Raw genomic sequence first — 15,959 nt, 5'->3', positions numbered from 1 at the left:
ACATCAAATTACTTGTAACATTGAGCACGTAGACTCCTGTTACTTTTTTTACACCACATAACGCAGAGGTAGCACTAGCATGGGTGGTATTAGTATTTGGCAACTGCTTATTGTCGCAGTGATCGTTGTTCTTTTATTCGGCACGAAGAAATTGCGTAACATTGGCGGTGATCTCGGTTCAGCCGTGAAGGGCTTCAAAAAAGCCATGACTGACGACGAGAAAAAAGACGCTGACTTCGTTCAGGAAAAACTGGAAGAAAAAGACAGCACTGCACAGAAAAGCGAAGCGAAAGACAAAGAGCAGGCATAATCCGTGTTTGATATCGGTTTTTGGGAGCTGATCCTGATCGCGGTTGTTGGTCTGGTGGTTCTCGGCCCTGAAAGGTTACCTGTGGCTATTCGTAATGTGTCTCGCTGGATTGGTGCGGCACGAAGAATGGCAGGGTCTGTTCGCGATGAACTTGAGCAAGAACTCAAGATTCAAGAGCTGCAAGATAACCTGAAAAAAGCCGAGCAGATGGGAATGCAAAACCTATCACCAGATCTACAACAGTCTGTTGATGAGCTAAAAAAAGCAGCTGAAGACGTGCAACGTCCTTACAGCAATAAAAGTGCTGGCGAGTCAATTGCCAACACCGATGCTGCTAATGCTTCCAGCCCTGCGAAAGATAAAACCGATTAACGGTTTTCTTTTAGGGCTCTAGTTTTTGTCGAGTTACTATGTCATCTGTAGAAGATACCCAACCGCTCATTAGTCATCTTGTCGAACTAAGAGACCGTCTGTTACGTGCTTTGTTGGCCGTGCTGGTGGTGTTTTTAGGTTTGGTGTATTTCGCCAACGACATTTACACCTTTATTTCTGCGCCGTTGGTAGATCGCTTGCCTGAAGGCACCAGCATGATTGCAACAGATGTGGCATCGCCCTTCTTTACGCCAATCAAATTAACGCTGGTGGTATCGGTATTCGTTGCGGTTCCTATGATCTTGTACCAAGTATGGGCGTTTGTCGCACCTGGCTTATACAAGCATGAGAAGCGTCTGATCATGCCTTTACTGGCTTCGAGCTCACTGCTGTTTTATTGCGGTGTGTCCTTTGCGTATTTCGTTGTGTTCCCACTGGTTTTTGGCTTCTTTACGTCAATTGCCCCCGTGGATGTCGAAATTGCCACTGACATTGCGAGTTACTTGGATTTCATCTTGGCCCTGTTTATGGCCTTTGGTATTGCCTTTGAAATCCCTGTTGCCATCATTTTGTTGGTATGGACAGGCGCGGTCGATCCTGACGAGCTGCGTACAAAGCGTCCTTATATCATTGTTGCAGCATTCGTGGTGGGCATGTTCCTCACGCCGCCAGACATCATTTCGCAAACCTTATTGGCCATTCCAATGTGTTTATTGTTCGAAGTGGGTTTGTTCTTCTCGCGTTTCTACAAGCCGCGTGAAGACCTCAACGAAGAATAAAGTGAAGGTCAGAATTAAGCGTTTTCATTCCCTAAAAGCCAGTTTTATACTGGCTTTTTCTTTATCTGAAATCATGAATTTGCATCAAGGTTTCGCAGCTTGCACCCCGTTTGAATAAAGGACAGACACAGTGATTGATATTGGAGTGAATCTCACCAGCAGCCAGTTTGATGCCGATCGCGAAGAGGTGGTTCTTCGCGCTCAGGAAGCGGGTGTCACCGCCATGGTATTAACGGGCACAGATCTGGAATCCAGCCCTGCTGCGGCAAAGCTTGCGGAGCAGTATCCGGGGTTTGCGTATTCCACCGCTGGCGTCCATCCTCATGATGCAAAAAGCGTTGAGGACTTATCCTTACCGAGCATTCGTGAATTGGCCGCGTTGCCTCACGTTGTCGCAATCGGTGAGTGTGGCTTGGACTTTAATCGCGACTTTTCACCCAGGCCGCAGCAAGAAGCTGTCTTTGAAGCGCACTTAGCGTTAGCCGCAGAACTCAATATGCCGGTTTTTCTGCACTGTCGTGATGCTCATGCGCGTTTCATGGCCATTCTCTCGCCGTGGATAAGCAAACTGCCAGGTGCGGTTCTGCACTGTTTTACGGGCTCAGAAGACGAACTGAAAGCGAGCCTTGAGTTGGGCTTACACATTGGCATTACAGGGTGGGTTTGCGACGAACGACGCGGGCAAGCGCTGCGCGATATCGTGCCTTTGATTCCCGATGACCGTTTGATGATCGAAACTGATGCGCCGTATTTGCTGCCGCGGGATCTCTCACCAAAGCCGAAATCACGTCGTAACGAACCCTGTTACTTGCCACATATTGCTCGCGAGATCGCGACATTGCGTCAGCAGGACACTGAGCAGTTGATCACAATAACCACACAGAACAGTCGTCGATTCTTCAGACTGTAAGCGCTATGATGCGTTCAAAGCATTTGGATTAAGGAGGATGCCATGACTGTATCCACTCAGGGCGCGTTTCCGGCCCGTCGTATGCGCCGACTGCGCAAGCATGACTTTAGCCGCCGTTTGATGGCTGAAAACCAACTTTCCGCGAGTGATCTGATTTACCCAATGTTCATTCTGATGGGCAAAAACCGTCGCGAGAGCATTGAATCCATGCCCGGCATCGAGCGTTTGTCTATCGACCTGATGCTGTATGAAGCAGAGTATTTGGCGACCTTGGGCGTGCCAGCGATTGCACTATTCCCGGTTGTACCAAAAGAATTCAAATCGGCAGACGCCAATGAAGCACATAACCCTGAAGGTCTTGTGCAGCGTGCGGTGCGTTTGCTGAAAGAGCACGTGCCGCAAATGGGTGTGATCACGGATGTGGCGCTCGACCCGTACACCTTGTCTGGTCAGGATGGACTGACGGATGAAGACGGTTATGTGTTGAATGATGAAACCACTAGCGTGCTGATTCAGCAGGCGTTGTCTCATGCAGAAGCGGGTGCGGATATCGTGGCACCGTCAGACATGATGGATGGCCGCATTGGTGCGATCCGTGAGGCGCTGGAAGAGGCAGGTTATATTCATACGCAAATCATGGCGTACTCTGCCAAGTATGCGTCTGCATACTACGGCCCGTTCCGTGATGCTGTCGGCTCAGCGGCCAACCTGAAAGGTGGCAACAAGAAAACCTATCAGATGGATCCAGCAAACAGCGACGAAGCGATCCACGAAGTGGCCATGGACGTTAACGAAGGTGCGGACATGGTCATGGTGAAGCCAGGCATGCCATATCTGGATGTGGTTCGTCGTGTGAAGAGTGAATTGAAAGTACCAACCTTTGCCTACCAAGTGTCTGGTGAGTATGCGATGCACAAAGCCGCCGCACAAAATGGCTGGCTGAACGAGCGTGAAACCGTCATGGAATCACTCATGTGCTTCAAACGCGCTGGTGCAGACGGCATCCTGACCTACTTTGCCAAAGACGTCGCGCGATGGTTAGCGGAAGACCAACAAATGGACATTCCCGATTTACCGAATCAGGAAAGTGCAGAGTAATACTTCGCGCCCTCCCAAAGACAAAATGCCAGCTTACGCTGGCATTTTTCATTCTGAGCTTTAAAATTTCTCGCTTCTCGCTTCTCGCTTCTCGCTTCTCGCTTCTCGCTTCTCGCTTCTCGCTTCTCGCTTCTCGCTTCTCGCTTCTCGCTTCTCGCTTTAAGGTGCGACATTCCGTTTAATGGGATTTTGTAGCGAGATCAGCGTTTCGGTTGATTGCACTTCATCGATCGCTTGTAGTTTGTCGATCAGCACATATTGCAGTTCTTCGATTGAGCGGCACATCAGTTTAACGAAAATGTTGTACGCCCCTGTCGTGTAATAGGCTTCAACCACCTCATCCAGTTGCTGCAATTTCTCGATCGCTGAGTGGTAATCACGGGCGGCATAGAGATTAATACCGATAAAACAACATACGTCATAACCCAGTGCTTTGGTGTTCACCAGCACTTCCGTGCCCGTAATAATGCCCGCGGCTTTCATTTTTTCGACGCGGACGTGAACCGTTGCCGGGCTAACGGAAAAGCGTTTACCCATCTCTGCGTAAGGGACTTTTGCATCGCTCATCAAGGTGTGAAGTATCTGACGATCTAAATCATCTAACTTAACAATTTCATTCATTGGTATCGCTAAACTCCATGTTACCCGCAGTTTTCGTGCATGAAACTTGACCACTTCATTGTCTAGCCAATACGGTGTACTGACATTTCACACAGTGATGAAATCATCCAAATCCATTTCTTATGCATCAGATAATTAAGTGTTTTCTTCTTTTGGTGTTGATGCTGAAAAGTAGCGTTCTATTGGCTGCTGATCAGGTCCTTGCTATCCATTCTTATCACCCTGACTTTTTCTGGACTGAATCGCTCGTCAAAGGAATCGAAAAGGGGGTGGAAGGGCAGGATATTGTGGTTGAACATACCTATCTTGATACAAAACGCATTCAAACACCCAACTACCTCACGCAACTTAAACAACTTTATCAAGCTCGCCTACAAGATCACCACTACGACGCGATATTAACCACAGATAATGCTGCGCTTTGGCTTGTTGATGAGCTGGGCCACACGATCGGCGACACGCCCGTTATCTTTTCAGGCCTTAACACAGATACCGCACAATCCTTTGAGAACATCCCTCGTTTAAGCGGTGTAAAAGAACTGATTAACGTGCCTGATAACATCGCGTTGATTAAAACCCTTCATCCAGACACAAAACGGGTTTGGGTTGCGTTAGATGATGGCTATTCAAGCAGCCAATATTGGAATGCCATCGAAGAGCAACTCGATGGCGCACCCGAACTGGATGTCAGTGTAAATCGCCTTCATAACATGCGATTTGAGGAGCTAGTGACGCGGATATCAGCCCTTGAAGCGGGTGATGTGGTGTTTTTTGTCTCGTATTTTAAAGATGCGAGCGGTGCGTTCATGGAACATAGCGATTTGCTGCGCCAAGTATCAGCCTCGGCAGTGGTGCCGATCTACGGCGCGAGCAGTTTCATGCTGCCTTACGGTGTGATCGGCGGCATCATGGTGGATGGCGAATATCATGGTGAAGTGCAGGCATCATTGCTGGTCGATGCACTGAGGAAATACACCATGCCGACCGTGGTCAACGATGCAAACCAATTGATGTTTCAATACGACACCGCAAAGCGCAGTGCGATTGATGTGTCCCAATTTTCTGATGCCATTGTCGTTGATCGCCCACCTTCGTTCTGGGTAGCGAACCAAGATGCCGTGCTGAGCAGCTTAGCGATCATGTTCATTTCGGGCATTATCATTGCCATGATGACCAAGCAGATGAATAAACAGCGGCAGGGCGAGCGTGCATTGGCACAAAGCCGTGCCTTGTTCAAAGGCGTATTTGATCAAAGCCACCAATACATCGCCATGCTGGATTATCGCGGCCGTGTTGTTTCAGCAAACAGTGCTTTTCAATTCTTGTTTCCCGACATGCTGTCGCGTGAAATGCTGCCAATTTGGCGTTGGTCTGATTGGCTTAGTGCCGATCGCTTAAAGCTTCATATAGAGTCTTTGATTGAAGGGCAAACCAGCCGCTTTGAAATCTGCCTTATTTCTGAAGAGCAAAACGAAGTCATACTGGATGTTGCGCTCAAAGCCCTGCCTGATCACAGCCATGCCGATGCGCAAATTCTGTTTGAAGCCCGTGATATCAGCCAACGTAAAAATGCTGAGCAAAAGCTACAGCGCAGCGAAGTGGAGTATCGCATGCTCTATGAGCAGCAACCCGTTATGTTGCTGACCATCGACCAGCAATCTCGCATTCAGTCCGTTAACCAGTGTGCGTCCGAATGGCTAGGCTTTTCCAAGCGCCATATGCTTGGGCACAAAGTGACCGAGTTCTATGCTGATGAAAGTCTGCCGCCGCAATCCCTCGTGAGTGAAAACAATCGTGAACGCTTTGGCATCTGGCGTCGTGATATTCGCTATGTCACCAGTGATGGCCAAGAGCGTTGGATACGCGAGAGTGTGCGTTCAACGCAAGTGAAATCACAGTTGCTGCTGGTTGGGGAAGACATCACCGAAAACCGCCGTATGGAGTCGCAGCTTCGTTATCAAGCGCAGCATGATTTTCTGACGGGGCTGCTTAACCGCACCTATTTTGAAATGCGGCTGGTGGATGCGCTGCAAGAATCGGCAGACACCGAATCGGTGCATGCTTTGTTCTATATCGACCTTGATCAGTTCCGCGTCATTAACGACACCGTGGGGCATGAAGCGGGCGATGAGGCACTCAAGCAAACGGGTCAGGTGCTTCGCAGCATCTTGCCGCATGGTGCGACATTAGCGCGCCTTGGCGGCGATGAGTTTGCGGTGATTTGTTACCACTGTGATGAAGTGGCGGCATTGGCGCAAGGCGAGAAGATTCTCGATGCGCTCAGCGGCATGGATTTTTATTGGGACAATGCGCGCCTCGCGTTAGGGTGCTCCGTTGGGATCCGACTTATTGATAAAACGGCGGGTACGCCACAGCAAGTGCACGCGCAGGTCGATACGGCCTGTTATGCCGCCAAGCATGATGGCCGGAGCCGAATGCACCTTTATCGCCCTGACGACCAAGAACTTCGCCGCCATGAGCGTGAGATGGCGTTTGTAAATAAAATCTACGCCGCGCTCGCTGAAGATAGGCTTGAGGTTTATGCCCAACCGATTGTGAGCGTGACCTCAAGGCTGAAGGAGAAAATGTATTTTGAAGTCTTGGTGAGAATGCGTGATGAAGACGGCAATCATGTTGCGCCAGGGCAATTCATACCTGCTGCCGAACGCTACAACATGGCGCACTTGATCGATAAACGTGTGATTGAAAAAACCTTGGGGTGGTTTGAAGCGCACCCTGTTTTTGTTGATGAAATCGCGATGATTTCGGTGAACTTATCTGGCCGCTCTATGAGCGATCAAAGCTTCATTACCTTCCTTCTCGATGCATTGCAAAACAGCATAGTGCCGAGTAAATGTATTTGTTTGGAAATCACCGAAACAGCTGCTATCGGTAATCTGTCTGATGCGATAGAGCTGTTTACCAAATTGAAAGCGCTTGGCTGCACCATTGCACTGGATGATTTTGGTTCAGGGCTTTCGTCTTTTGGCTATCTCAAGCGTTTACCCGTCGACATCATCAAAATTGATGGCCAGTTTGTGAAAGACATCGTGGATGACGAGACGGATTACGTCATGGTGCGAGCCATTCACCAACTTGCTAGCCAAATGGGCAAGAAAACGGTGGCGGAGTTTGTTGAGAACGATACCATCTTGACGCGCCTTCAATCGCTCGGCGTGGATTATGCGCAGGGTTATCACTTCAGTATTCCTAAACCGATGCAGCACTTGATTGAAGATCATGTGGGCATTCATTTGGATGTGCCAACGAGCTAAGGCCATGACCTTGGGTTTGTTTCTCAAAATGCAGCTTACGGGCTGCTTTTTTAATGGGCTGATTCACCGTGATGCGGTGCGTTTTTGCTCTTTGTTCCTTGGTTGAGCCTGATATACTCGCCGAGATTACTTTTCCGGAGAGTTCAGGTGCACATTGCTTTATCTTGCGACGCGCCAGCGCGTACAGATACCCTGGCTGAGATTGCTCAGCGTTGGGGTCTTACCCATGATGCGGATGCCATATTCGCCCTCGTTTTAACCGAATCCCGTTTAGAGCTGCGTAAGCTTGATGAGCCTAAATTGGGCGCGGTATACGTTGATTTGGTTGGCGGCGCTGCGGGTCATCGACGCAAATTTGGTGGCGGAAAGGGGCAATCCATCGCGAAAGCTGTCGGGTTGAACAAAGGCGCGACACCTACAGTGCTTGATGCCACAGCCGGTTTAGGGCGTGATGCGTTTGTCTTGGCGTCGTTAGGGTGCAAGGTGCAAATGGTTGAGCGTCATCCCGTGGTGGCTGCGCTCCTTGAAGATGGATTGGCGCGGGCGAAAGCGGATGCGGATATCGGCGGTTGGGTCAGTGAGCGGTTATCCATGGTGCACGCATCGAGCCATGATGCGTTAAATCAACTGGTCAATGACACCACGTTAACCCGCCCTGATGTTGTGTACCTCGATCCTATGTATCCGCATAAAAAGAAATCGGCGCTGGTGAAAAAAGAAATGCGGGTCTTCCAATCGTTAGTCGGTGCTGACAATGATGCTGACGGTTTATTTGCCCCAGCGTATGAATTGGCGACGAAGCGAGTGGTGGTGAAGCGTCCCGACTACGCAGAATTTCTGGCTGAAAAAACGCCATCAACGCAGATTGAAACCAAGAAAAATCGCTTTGATGTGTATGTAAAAGCGGCAATGCGTTGATCACGCAGAAAAGCAGTAAACGGAGACCGATGCGTTGGCAAAAACATTGTGTGACTGGAAGAGCCGAGACATTGAAGGCGATTTGTCTGAACTGACAAAGCTGGTCAAAAAGCCAGAATTTGTGTGCAAGAAGTGCGCACGGGTGGCGAATACCAAGAAAGTGCTGTGCAAACCCATATCACTCAAGTGATTAGGGACAGCGAAAAGAAGATAAAGCACAAATGATAACGCCCCCGAATCGGAGGCGTTAGAAGGGCGTGGGGTTTACTCCATGCCTTTGACCATCAGTACTGTCAACAGACCGGTAACTACCGATACCAACAGGCCTGAAATGATCATCCAAGGTAACATATCCATGATCAGTCGAGCTCACTTTACAAATTTATAGCGTTATATTTTTTGTTACCGTTCTATTTGATAACAGTTACCTTGGCTTAACAATATGCCATAAATAGCAGTTAATCATTATTAACGACTTGAAACACATGGGGCTGTTTATCAGTCAATTTGCTAAATTTGTGAATAAAAAAACGCCCATTTGGGCGTTTTTTGTCAGTGATATTTTTCGCCAGATTCAGGCTGTTTATCGATGTTACGATGAAGATGTCGGTGGTAAAGGCAAGGCGAGTTTCAGTGCTTCACGTGAAACACTGTTGGCGATGCCAGATTCATTGAGTTTCTCTAGCGTATCAACCAGCCATGCGTAATCGGTCACGTCTGGGCGTGCTTCCAATGCGCGCTCAAAATGCTGTCTTGCCTCTGCCCATTTTCCTTCACGAAAATACAATTGCCCCAATGCGCTGTTGGTCACTGGGTTGTTTTCGTTGTAACGCAGCAGCTCTTGAAGTTTTAAAATCACCGGATGGTAATCAGGCAGAGTCAGTTCAGGCACCAAGCTTATCAACGACTCATCAGGCTGCTTTTTCAGGTTTTCACGTAAAATCACGTAAGCTTCTGAATCTGCACGGCGAGCAATCAACTGCTTCACCAAGCATGCAATCAACGATGTTTGTTGGCGCGCAGCGCGAGACAAACTGTTCCAGTGCGCCAGCAAGCCATCGCTGCCTTTTTGGGTCGCAATGTGCGCCATCAGACCACACTCCGCCTTCATCTCGAGCTTATGTGCCTCTTCATCAGAGAGTGCTTTAACACGTCTCAGTGACGGCAATAAACGAAGGAGCGCCTGCCAATCTTGCAGTTGGAGATAGGTGTCTTTCAGCAGTGTCAGCAAAATCGCATTACGCGGGTGTGCATCAATCAAACCTTGTAAGCTGGCGAGTGCTTCTTCGTATTGGCCTTGGCGGTATTGAAGTTTGGCGCGAGTCAGCGATGTCGCCAAATTGTCTGAACCAAAGTCCGCCGCTTTTTGCAGGTAGCGGTCACGGCTTTCAACATCACCACGCCCTTGTGCAGCTTCGGCGGCAGCAAGACAGTTCAGCAGAGGGGCATCGCTGTGTGATGCACCTTTAACAACCAATTTCTCAGCTTGCTTCCAATCGCCTTCCAGCAACTTCATTAAGCCATCGTTGGTTAGCTTGCGCGCCTTTTTGTTTTTGCGACCAGAGAACCAACCACGGGTTGAGCTGGAAAGCGAAAACAGTTTGCGCAGAATAAATTCCAGAATGAAAAAAGCAGCAAACGCGGCGATGACCAAAATGATCAGCGTGGTAAGACTCATTTCAATGGTCTGGTTGGCCGCGGAGATCAGCACATAACCTTGGTTGCCCGCAAGATCAGGCCCCACGATTAAGCCTGCAATCAGCGCAATGACCAGTAACAGAATTTTGATCATTGGCTGCTCTCCTCAGTTGGGAGAACCTCAGCTTCCGCTGGCAGTGGCGACAAATCACGGCGCAAGCGTTCAGACAGTGCTTCGCTGATCAAATCTTGGCTGTGCAGCACTTCCGGGTAATTCACCGAAATAGTTTGCTCGCTCAAGTGTGTCAGGGTAGTGATGAAGGCTTCTGTCGATTTCGCGTCTTGGTTGTAGAAACGTTCTGCCCACGCTTTTGCTGTGCTCAATGATTCTGAGTACAAACGACCATTCTCGCGATATACCGCCGTGATGGCTTGGTCTAGCTTCGCTTTGAGGTTTTCTTGCAGATAGAAGGTTTGAGCGGGTGTCAGCAGTGGCACCACATCACCTTCGCGTTTGCGGTAAGTGATGAATTTACCGACAAAGTCATTCATGGATGCTTTCAGGTTTTGTTCCCAATCGCTGACGTCCGTAGAGACGGTCTCTGGCGCTACTTCTTCTGCGTGCGGCATGATGGCATTGGCCAGTGGCAACTTATCAACTTCTTGCTGAAGGCTGTTCAAACGCAGGACCAGACCATCTCGGTCTATACGCTTGAGTGCTTTCAATTGCATGATGTCTTTTGCCATGGCTTGGCGAATCGGTGTCATTGACGGGTCATTAAGCTCAGCAATACGCTGATCAGCATTTTCCATCAGGGTGGTCGCGGTTAGCACATCATGCACTAACCACAGCTGACGACCCGCTTGGTTAACCAAGTACTCCGCTTCTGCCAACAACCAATCGTTCGGGCGTCGACCTTTCATATCAGCCAGTGCAGATTGCAAGCTGGTGATGGTTTTGTCTTGTTGCTCGATAAGCACTTGGGTGTTTTGTGCCGCACTGGCCAGTGCCGCTTTGTTTTGTTGCTCACTATCAGCTAGGGCACTTTTCAGCGCATCAACTTGGGAAGCCAACGCCGACATGTCTGCATTGTATTGCTTCGACTGCTGGTGGCCGTGATAGTAAAGACCCGCACCTAACGCAATCACCAAAATAATGGCAACAGCTGCTAATTTGTTTCCGCCACGCTTTTCTTCTTTGGCAGGTTTTGCTTCAGGCGGCGTCGGTGTGGTTTTCTTTTCAGCGTTTGAAGGCTTGCTGTTAGAGGATTGAGAGCTGGCAGCAGTGTTTGACGAACTAGGCGTCTCCTTGCCTGAAGAGGATGCTGGCGCCGACGTGTTTTTATCCGTGCCTGATGTTTTATTCTTGTCTGTCATCCGAATGTCCCGAGTTGTTCATCTCGTGTAATACGTGAAACAGTGTGCGGTTGGCAGCACTGTTTACACAGCTAATCGTGGAAAAACCAAGGCCAATTGCTTGATTGTAAATCCGTTTGCTAGGCACCAGTATATGGCATTCTTTTAGCCATTGCTGGTCACACTCTGAGATTGTCTGACACAAAAGTGAGAGTTGCTCACCACTGGTCACCACAATGGTATCGACATGTTCACGACGCCACTGCTCTGTGAGTGATGATAAGTGCTCACTCTCCCAGTGTCGTTGATATGCTTCAAAATAGTGGATGTGCGCGCCTTGCGCGTGAAGGGTTTCCCCTAACAATGCGCGGCCACCGTTTCCCCGTAAAATAAGCACCGACAGTGTGCTGGGCGCAGAAAATACAGGCAGCGCTAACATGCCTTCGCTGTCTTCGGTGTGGGGAAGGTGAGCCTCGATGGCGCTAAGTTCTTTCCATGTGACGGCGGTTTTTTCCCCTACGGCGACATAGTGCAAATCGCGTCGCCAAGGCTGATGTTGCGCGTTAAGGTGGTGATGCGCGTACTCCACCGCGCGAGGGCTTACCGCGACCACCACGCTATTGGAAGGCAATGCCGCCAAGGTGTCGCTGAGGGAGTGCAGGTCTTTACCGTCAGAAAAAGACAATAAAGGCGCGGGCAGCGCCTTTATTCCTGCTTGGTTTAGGCTATCAGCCAACGCCTGACTCGCAGGCGCTGGGCGAACAACCAATACCGTCATATTTCGTCCTGATACAACTTTTCAAGAATAGGGCGAGCGCCGTCTTCCAGCAGTTGTTCCGCAAGGCCTGTTCCCAGTTCTTCCGCTTTCTCAAGAGGGCCAGTCACTTCACCACGAATGATTTGGCTGCCATCAGGCTCGCCGACAAGCGCGCGAAGGAAAATCTGATCACCTTGAATCACAGAGTAGCTGCCGATAGGCACCTGACAGCCGCCTTGTAGGCGATTGTTCATGGCACGCTCACACAACACGCGGAACGTGGTGTTAGCATCTGCCAACGGCTCAAGCAGGGTGCGAACGCGTTCGTCATCAAGGCGACACTCAATGCCCACAGCGCCTTGGCCGACCGCAGGAAGAATCTCTTCGGGTTCGATTTCAGCACGAATACGGTCGTGAAGGTTCAGACGTTTTAGGCCAGCGGCGGCCAAAATGATGGCGTCATATTCGCCCTTATCCAGTTTGCCTAAACGTGTGCCGACGTTACCACGCAAATCTTTCACCACAAGGTCTGGGCGCATTTCGCGAACCTGACATTGGCGACGCAGGCTTGATGTACCCACAATCGCGCCTTTTGGCAGGTCGGCAAAGCCGTTGTATTTGTTAGAGACAAACGCATCTCTCGGGTCTTCACGCTCACAAATCGTGACAAGGCCAAGTCCTTCTGGGAACTCTACTGGAACGTCTTTCATGGAGTGCACAGCGATATCCGCACGTCCGTCCAACATGGCTTGTTCAAGCTCTTTCACGAACAATCCTTTACCGCCGACTTTTGCCAATGGCGTATCAAGAATGATGTCGCCCTTGGTTACCATAGGCACAAGTTCAACCACCAGACCTGGGTGAGAAGATTCAAGGGCTGCTTTTACGTATTCTGCCTGCCAAAGAGCCAGCGGGCTTTGTCGTGTCGCGATGCGGATCGGTGTTGAATTCATGTTGGCTTCCATTTGTTTCTAATACGCTAATCGTATCATCGCTTCATCTTCCTTGATAACTGAAGGTGATGGCGAAGGTTAAAACGTGCGAAGTGCGGCAGGATGGGCTAGTCTTGTGTGACGAGGATCTATTTTTTAGGGCTGATTCAGAAGGCGAAATAGAACGCGGTTCACCTTCCTATGAATCTATTTTGAGATAGCGTGTTGTCTCTCTCACAGTTTTGGTCATATAGTGAGCGAAGTGATGGGAAAACAAGAAACCATTGCTCGCTTTACGCTCCAGCGAAAAACTGTTAGATTGATCACGTTTTTGTCCATGGGTGTCGATGTCTTCTTTATTCTCGACCCCCGCTACGTTGACTCGGATGTCGGCAACTTTGGATGTTTATCTTGCAAAACTATGTTGATCAGCAAATAGAGCGCCTCGATGCTTTCAACCAAGTAAGGTTGGAACGTGCTCGAAGCGCTATGCACTCACAGGCCATTAACGTGTTTAACGTTTTGCCTGTCTTGCTGCACTTTAACCATCCAGCCATTCCGGGCTATTTGGAACGTAGCGTCGTCCACGGAATTTCTCGTTTTACCCTTTCTGATTTGCAGCGCGATTTCGTGAATGACTGCGCACTTGCCGTCGATGCCGCGATCCCTGATAAACCGTTTTCTGACGAATTCCCAATCAAAGGCCTTTTCTCCATGGGCAGTACCGCCTCTATGGGACAAAGCCTGTCGAGCGACCTCGATATTTGGGTGTGTGTGCAGCAATGGGTGAGCGAAGATCAGCGTGCAATGCTCGACAGCAAGTGTTCGATGATTTCAGATTGGGCGATGGCACAAGGCGTAGAAGTGAACTTCTTCGTGATGTGCGAACAACGTTTCCGCAAAAACCTTGCCCAAGCCATGACCTCCGATAACTGTGGGTCAAGCCAGCATTATCTTCTTCTCGATGAATTCTATCGCTCTGCGCTGCACCTAGCAGGTCAACAACTGCTGTGGTATCTCGTGCCGCCAGAAATGGAAGATTGCTACGAAGAGTATGTGGGTGAGATGATCGCAAGCGGCGCAATTTGCCGCGACGATTGGGTCGACTTTGGCGGATTGCCGTCGATCCCTGCTGAAGAATACTTCGGCTCAAGCCTTTGGCAGCTATACAAGAGTATCGACTCACCCTACAAGTCGGTGCTGAAAGCTATCCTCCTCGAAGCGTACTCATGGGAATACCCAGGTACGCAACTTCTGAGTGTGGATGGCAAACGCCGCTTTTATTCTGGCATGTTAGATGTTTACCAATCTGACGCGTATTACTTAATGCTAGAAAAGGTCACCCGTTACCTTGAGCGTATTGACGATCACCGCCGTTTGGATTTGGTGCGTCGTTGTTTCTACCTAAAAACCCACGAGAAACTCACCCGTGAACCGGGGCCTGGCTCAGTGCCGTGGCGTCGTGAAGTGCTGTGTGTGTTGACCCGTGAGTGGGGATGGAGCCAAGACGACGTTGCGCGTTTAGATAACCGCCGCAATTGGAAAGTGGAAGAAGTGAAAGAGGCCCACAACGAGCTGCTTGAAGCGCTGATGTTGAGCTACCGCAACTTGATCCGCTTTGCGCGTCGTAATGACATTACCTCGGCAATTAGCCCTGAAGACATCAGTATTTTGGCGCGCAAGCTGTATGCGGCGTTCGAAGTGCTGCCGGGCAAAGTGACCTTGTTGAACCCACAATTGTCGCCAGATTTGCATGAGCCGAACCTGACCTTGATTCAAGTGCCAGAAGGCCGTAGCAACCCGCCGGGTTGGTACCTCTACAAGCAATCGCTCAAGCCTGTCGACATCATTGGCCGTTCGCCCCTTGAACATAACCGTTATTTGTCGAAGTTAGTCGCATGGGCGTATTTCAATGGCATGTTGACCGAATCGACGTGTTTGCACTCCGTGGCGCGCAACAGCAATGTGGACATTGATAAGCTTTATCAATTAGTGAGTGACATGCGAAACACCTTCTCGGTACGCCGTCCTCAGCCGTCATTGCAGGCGTTGTCTAGCCCGTGTGAAATTCGCAAACTGGCGTTGTTTATCAACCTTGAGCAAGACCCAACGTCTGAGCTCAAGCAGCCTGCTGTACGTTTCGATTTTAAAAACACCGACATTTTCAGCTATGGACCAGAGCAAGAGTGTTTGGTCGGTAGTGTTGACTTGGTTTACCGCAACAGCTGGAACGAAGTGCGAACCCTTAACTTTAAGGGTGAGAACGCCATGCTGGATGTGTTGAAAACCTTGTTGGGTAAAATGCACCAAGACGCCATTCCGCCTGAATCGGTCGATGTGTTCTGCTATGCCGGTAAAATGCGTGGCTTGATCCGAAACTTGGTGTACCAACTGGTGGCAGAGTGTATTGATATGCGCTTGAAGCCGGTTGATCAGGAAAAACGCCGTCGCTTTAAAGCGATTCGAGTGGCAGACCAAACGTTCGGCCTGTTCTTTGAGCGTCGTGGCGTGTCTGTGCAGAAACTCGAAAACTCTGTCGATTTCTACCGCTCTATCTCGACCAACAAAATCAACGGTTCGCCAGTGGTGGTGCTTGATAAAGACGGTGAAGTGCATCCGCCTGAAGTGGTTGATGCGTACGCGAGTGAAGGGCTTATCCAATTCTTCTTCGAAGATTGCGAGCAAGGCTTCAATATTTACGTGCTAGATGAAAACAATCGCGTCGAAGTGTATCGCCAATTTAGCGGTGACAAAGACGAAATGGTGCAGGGTGTGAACCGCTTCTACACGTCGTCACAAGACAAGGTGTCGTTCACAGGGCAAGCGGTTAACTTCAACCTGCCACAGTTCTACGACATTATTCATCATGCCGATGGCCGTGCTCAGGTGATCCCTTATAAGAGTGGTCCTTGGCAGCGTAGCGCCGAAGCGAACGCAGAAACGTCACAATACGCGTCGCGTTGATCCTTCTCTGATTCCCTGTGCTGCCAAAC

At 49.7% G+C, this 15,959-nt stretch carries 13 protein-coding genes; 8 read left to right on the top strand and 5 right to left on the bottom strand.

Annotated elements, in window-relative coordinates; translation table 11 throughout:
- The first annotated feature begins 79 nt into the window (after positions 1-79).
- The 5 genes from tatA to hemB all read left to right on the top strand — a co-directional run bounded on the left by tatA (position 80) and on the right by hemB (position 3,469).
- Positions 80-310, top strand: a complete 231-nt coding sequence (gene tatA / locus EQP46_RS19555; RefSeq protein WP_017010919.1) for a Sec-independent protein translocase subunit TatA — start codon at positions 80-82, stop codon at positions 308-310.
- Positions 311-313: 3 nt separating this feature from the next.
- Positions 314-682 carry a Sec-independent protein translocase protein TatB gene (gene tatB / locus EQP46_RS19550; RefSeq protein ID WP_129495235.1) on the top strand — a complete coding sequence of 123 codons (369 nt, stop codon included), beginning with the start codon at positions 314-316 and terminating at the stop codon, positions 680-682.
- A gap of 38 nt (positions 683-720) precedes the next feature.
- Positions 721-1,461 (top strand): twin-arginine translocase subunit TatC, encoded by a 741-nt coding sequence (gene tatC / locus EQP46_RS19545; protein WP_129495234.1) that lies wholly within the window; start codon positions 721-723, stop codon positions 1,459-1,461.
- A gap of 130 nt (positions 1,462-1,591) precedes the next feature.
- The gene (gene tatD / locus EQP46_RS19540; protein WP_129495233.1) at positions 1,592-2,371 is read left to right on the top strand and encodes a 3'-5' ssDNA/RNA exonuclease TatD; all 780 of its coding nucleotides are present in this window, start codon (positions 1,592-1,594) and stop codon (positions 2,369-2,371) included.
- Between the two features lie 42 nt (positions 2,372-2,413).
- A complete protein-coding gene (gene hemB, locus EQP46_RS19535; protein ID WP_129495232.1) occupies positions 2,414-3,469 on the top strand; it encodes a porphobilinogen synthase in 1,056 nt (351 codons plus the stop codon).
- Between the two features lie 159 nt (positions 3,470-3,628).
- On the opposite strand, the gene asnC is transcribed toward hemB, so the two are convergent.
- Positions 3,629-4,090, bottom strand: coding sequence for a transcriptional regulator AsnC (gene asnC, locus EQP46_RS19530; protein ID WP_017011875.1), 462 nt, complete (start codon positions 4,088-4,090; stop codon positions 3,629-3,631).
- Positions 4,091-4,251: 161 nt separating this feature from the next.
- Here asnC and EQP46_RS19525 point away from each other — a divergent pair, with 161 nt between their 5' ends.
- Complete coding sequence (locus EQP46_RS19525; protein ID WP_129495231.1) at positions 4,252-7,365, top strand: EAL domain-containing protein; 3,114 nt, start codon at positions 4,252-4,254, stop codon at positions 7,363-7,365.
- A gap of 147 nt (positions 7,366-7,512) precedes the next feature.
- The gene (locus EQP46_RS19520) at positions 7,513-8,283 is read left to right on the top strand and encodes a class I SAM-dependent methyltransferase (protein ID WP_129495230.1); all 771 of its coding nucleotides are present in this window, start codon (positions 7,513-7,515) and stop codon (positions 8,281-8,283) included.
- Between the two features lie 592 nt (positions 8,284-8,875).
- Here EQP46_RS19520 and EQP46_RS19515 read toward each other — a convergent pair.
- From EQP46_RS19515 to hemC, 4 genes are read right to left on the bottom strand one after another with little or no spacing between them, the layout of a single operon-like run.
- The gene (locus EQP46_RS19515) at positions 8,876-10,075 is read right to left on the bottom strand and encodes a heme biosynthesis protein HemY (protein WP_129495229.1); all 1,200 of its coding nucleotides are present in this window, start codon (positions 10,073-10,075) and stop codon (positions 8,876-8,878) included.
- Positions 10,072-11,298 carry a uroporphyrinogen-III C-methyltransferase gene (locus EQP46_RS19510; RefSeq protein WP_129495228.1) on the bottom strand — a complete coding sequence of 409 codons (1,227 nt, stop codon included), beginning with the start codon at positions 11,296-11,298 and terminating at the stop codon, positions 10,072-10,074. Before EQP46_RS19510 ends, EQP46_RS19515 begins: the two co-directional genes overlap by 4 nt.
- Entirely contained in the window at positions 11,282-12,055 is a 774-nt protein-coding gene (locus tag EQP46_RS19505) for a uroporphyrinogen-III synthase (protein WP_129495227.1), read from the bottom strand. The genes EQP46_RS19510 and EQP46_RS19505 overlap by 17 nt, the downstream gene beginning before the upstream one ends.
- On the bottom strand, positions 12,052-12,987 hold the full coding sequence (gene hemC / locus EQP46_RS19500; RefSeq protein ID WP_129495226.1) for a hydroxymethylbilane synthase: 936 nt from the start codon (positions 12,985-12,987) through the stop codon (positions 12,052-12,054). Before hemC ends, EQP46_RS19505 begins: the two co-directional genes overlap by 4 nt.
- A gap of 390 nt (positions 12,988-13,377) precedes the next feature.
- Here hemC and EQP46_RS19495 point away from each other — a divergent pair, with 390 nt between their 5' ends.
- Positions 13,378-15,930 (top strand): class I adenylate cyclase, encoded by a 2,553-nt coding sequence (locus EQP46_RS19495; RefSeq protein ID WP_476729642.1) that lies wholly within the window; start codon positions 13,378-13,380, stop codon positions 15,928-15,930.
- The last annotated feature ends 29 nt before the right edge of the window (positions 15,931-15,959 follow it).

This window comes from Enterovibrio baiacu (genome assembly GCF_004120195.1).
In the GTDB taxonomy this organism is placed as follows: Bacteria; Pseudomonadota; Gammaproteobacteria; order Enterobacterales; family Vibrionaceae; genus Enterovibrio; species Enterovibrio baiacui.
Note: the sequence above shows the minus strand (reverse complement) of the source record. Positions and strands in the feature narration are given on the sequence as shown.

Coding starts and splice junctions, on each gene's coding strand:
- tatC (WP_129495234.1), top strand. CDS start 721: ATGTCATCTGTAGAAGATACCCAACCGCTCATTAGTCATCTTGTCGAA.
- tatA (WP_017010919.1), top strand. CDS start 80: ATGGGTGGTATTAGTATTTGGCAACTGCTTATTGTCGCAGTGATCGTT.
- EQP46_RS19510 (WP_129495228.1), bottom strand. CDS start 11,298: ATGACAGACAAGAATAAAACATCAGGCACGGATAAAAACACGTCGGCG.
- hemC (WP_129495226.1), bottom strand. CDS start 12,987: ATGAATTCAACACCGATCCGCATCGCGACACGACAAAGCCCGCTGGCT.
- EQP46_RS19525 (WP_129495231.1), top strand. CDS start 4,252: ATGCTGAAAAGTAGCGTTCTATTGGCTGCTGATCAGGTCCTTGCTATC.
- EQP46_RS19505 (WP_129495227.1), bottom strand. CDS start 12,055: ATGACGGTATTGGTTGTTCGCCCAGCGCCTGCGAGTCAGGCGTTGGCT.
- EQP46_RS19515 (WP_129495229.1), bottom strand. CDS start 10,075: ATGATCAAAATTCTGTTACTGGTCATTGCGCTGATTGCAGGCTTAATC.
- hemB (WP_129495232.1), top strand. CDS start 2,414: ATGACTGTATCCACTCAGGGCGCGTTTCCGGCCCGTCGTATGCGCCGA.
- asnC (WP_017011875.1), bottom strand. CDS start 4,090: ATGAATGAAATTGTTAAGTTAGATGATTTAGATCGTCAGATACTTCAC.